We start from the raw sequence: 1,887 nt of genomic DNA on the forward strand, positions 1-1,887 counted from the left end.
CACGACTCCGAAGGGGATCACGATCGGGAGCATGGGGACTTCGACGAACTTCATTCACTGCTTCCGGTGATTCCATGGTGCGGTGCAAAAGCACCGCACTGATCGTACAAGCACCGGGACCTGCGACGATCGTCGCCAACCTCGACCGACGCGACTGATCCCGCCACGGAACTTTCCGTGACCAAACCGTTGCATTCGTTATCTCGCCGTTATACAGTGATCACACGGTGAATGTTTGCTGTGGCATACACCGCATGTGATTGCAGGACACTCTTGGTGCAAGGGACAAGGGCCGGTCGGGAGCCTCTCCGACCGGCCCTTTACTGTTCCCACTATTCTGTGAACATGACCGATCGCAAGCTCGCCCTGGAGGCCTGGGAGAGCCTGTTCCGCGCGCAGCACGAGTTGTTCACCGAGATGATGTCGGACTTCGAGCACAGCGACCTGGGTCAGGCCGAGTACGACGTGCTGCTCACCGTCACCCGCTCCCCCGGCATGACCGCGCGGCTGCGCGACATCACCGCGAACATGCTGATCAGCCAGCCGAGCGTCTCGCGCCTGGTCGACCGCATGGTCACGCGCGGGCTCGTGGCCAAGTGCGCCGACCCCGACGACGGACGCGGTGCGCTGATCCGCGCGACGGATGAAGGGGCCCGGGCGTTCCGCTCCCTCGCCACCGTGCACGGGCGCTCGATCGCCGACCGCATGTCGCGCCTCGGCGATGACGAGCTGCGCACGCTGCGCGACCTCGCGGAGAAGCTCCGCACCCGCTGACCCGCTGCCGCGAGAACGGCCCGCTTCCGTTTCTGGCAGGGTGGGGTGCGTACGCCCGCTGTGTCGCGGGCACGTCAGACCGCCCCCTCGGGGGGAACCAGGGAGGTCATCCATGGAGTTCGCCGGAATCGTCGGCATCCTCGTCATCGTCGGTATCGCAGTCGTCGTCGCCGTCGTCCTGCTGCTCATCCTGCTGCTGTTCGCACGCAGCTGGATCAAGGTCGCCCGAGCCGACGAGGCCCTCGTCATCTCGGGCCGCAAGCAGAAGGTGCAGACCGCGGTCATCGCGACCGACGGGTCGAGCCGCTCCGAGATGTCGGAGTCGCCCGTCACCGTCATCGTCAACGGCAAGTCGCTCGTCAACCCGATCACGCAGCGCCATGAGATCATCTCGCTGCGCTCGCGCCAGGTCTCGCTCAACGCCGAGGCGCAGTCGCTCGACAGCGTGACCCTGAACGTCGACGGTGTCGCGATCGTGAAGATCGGCTCCGACCCCATCCTGGTGCGCCGTGCCGCCGAGCGCTTCGCCTCGCAGGACAAGGCCATCGAGCAGTTCACCACCGAGCAACTCGAAGGTGCCCTCCGTGGAATCGTCGCGACCCTGTCGGTCGTCGAGCTGATGCGCGAGCGGAAGAAGTTCTCCGACCAGATCGCCGCCGACGTCTCGCAGGAGCTCGCCGAGCAGGGCCTCATCCTGGACTCGTTCCAGATCAAGGGCATCACCGACAAGGTCGGCTACATCCAGTCGCTCGGCGCTCCCGAGATCCAGGCGAAGCGTCAGTCCGCCGAGATCTCGCAGACCAACGCCGACCGCGCGATCAACCAGAAGAACATCGCGAACCAGGAAGCCAACCTGATCGAGCAGACCGCGCTCGACACGAACACCGCCAACTCGAACGCCGGCATCGGTCGCGCGCGCGCCGAGGCGGAGCAGGCCGAGAACCTCGCCCGCGAGCAGGCGCAGCAGGCCGTGCTGCAGCAGCAGGCCGAGAACAAGCAGGCCCAGCTCGACGCCGACGTCAAGCGCGTCGCCGACGCGCAGCGGTACGAGGCCGAGACCCGCGCCCAGGCCGAGCTCTACACGCGCGAGCGGGCGGCCGAGGCCGCCGCGAT

General features: G+C 66.5%; 2 protein-coding genes. Both read left to right on the forward strand.

Annotated features, from left to right (window positions below; all coding sequences use genetic code 11):
- The first annotated feature begins 345 nt into the window (after positions 1-345).
- Positions 346-774, forward strand: coding sequence for a MarR family winged helix-turn-helix transcriptional regulator (locus ACNPM4_RS08470; RefSeq protein ID WP_029263791.1), 429 nt, complete (start codon positions 346-348; stop codon positions 772-774).
- 112 nt (positions 775-886) lie between these two features.
- Positions 887-1,887 (forward strand): flotillin family protein (locus ACNPM4_RS08475; RefSeq protein ID WP_448985394.1); only part of this gene is annotated, 1,001 nt, incomplete at its 3' end.

Source organism: Microbacterium umsixpiens (genome assembly GCF_053543675.1).

Bases quoted from the DNA above. Each gene is read 5' to 3' on its own strand.
- ACNPM4_RS08470 (WP_029263791.1), top strand. From the start codon at position 346: ATGACCGATCGCAAGCTCGCCCTGGAGGCCTGGGAGAGCCTGTTCCGC.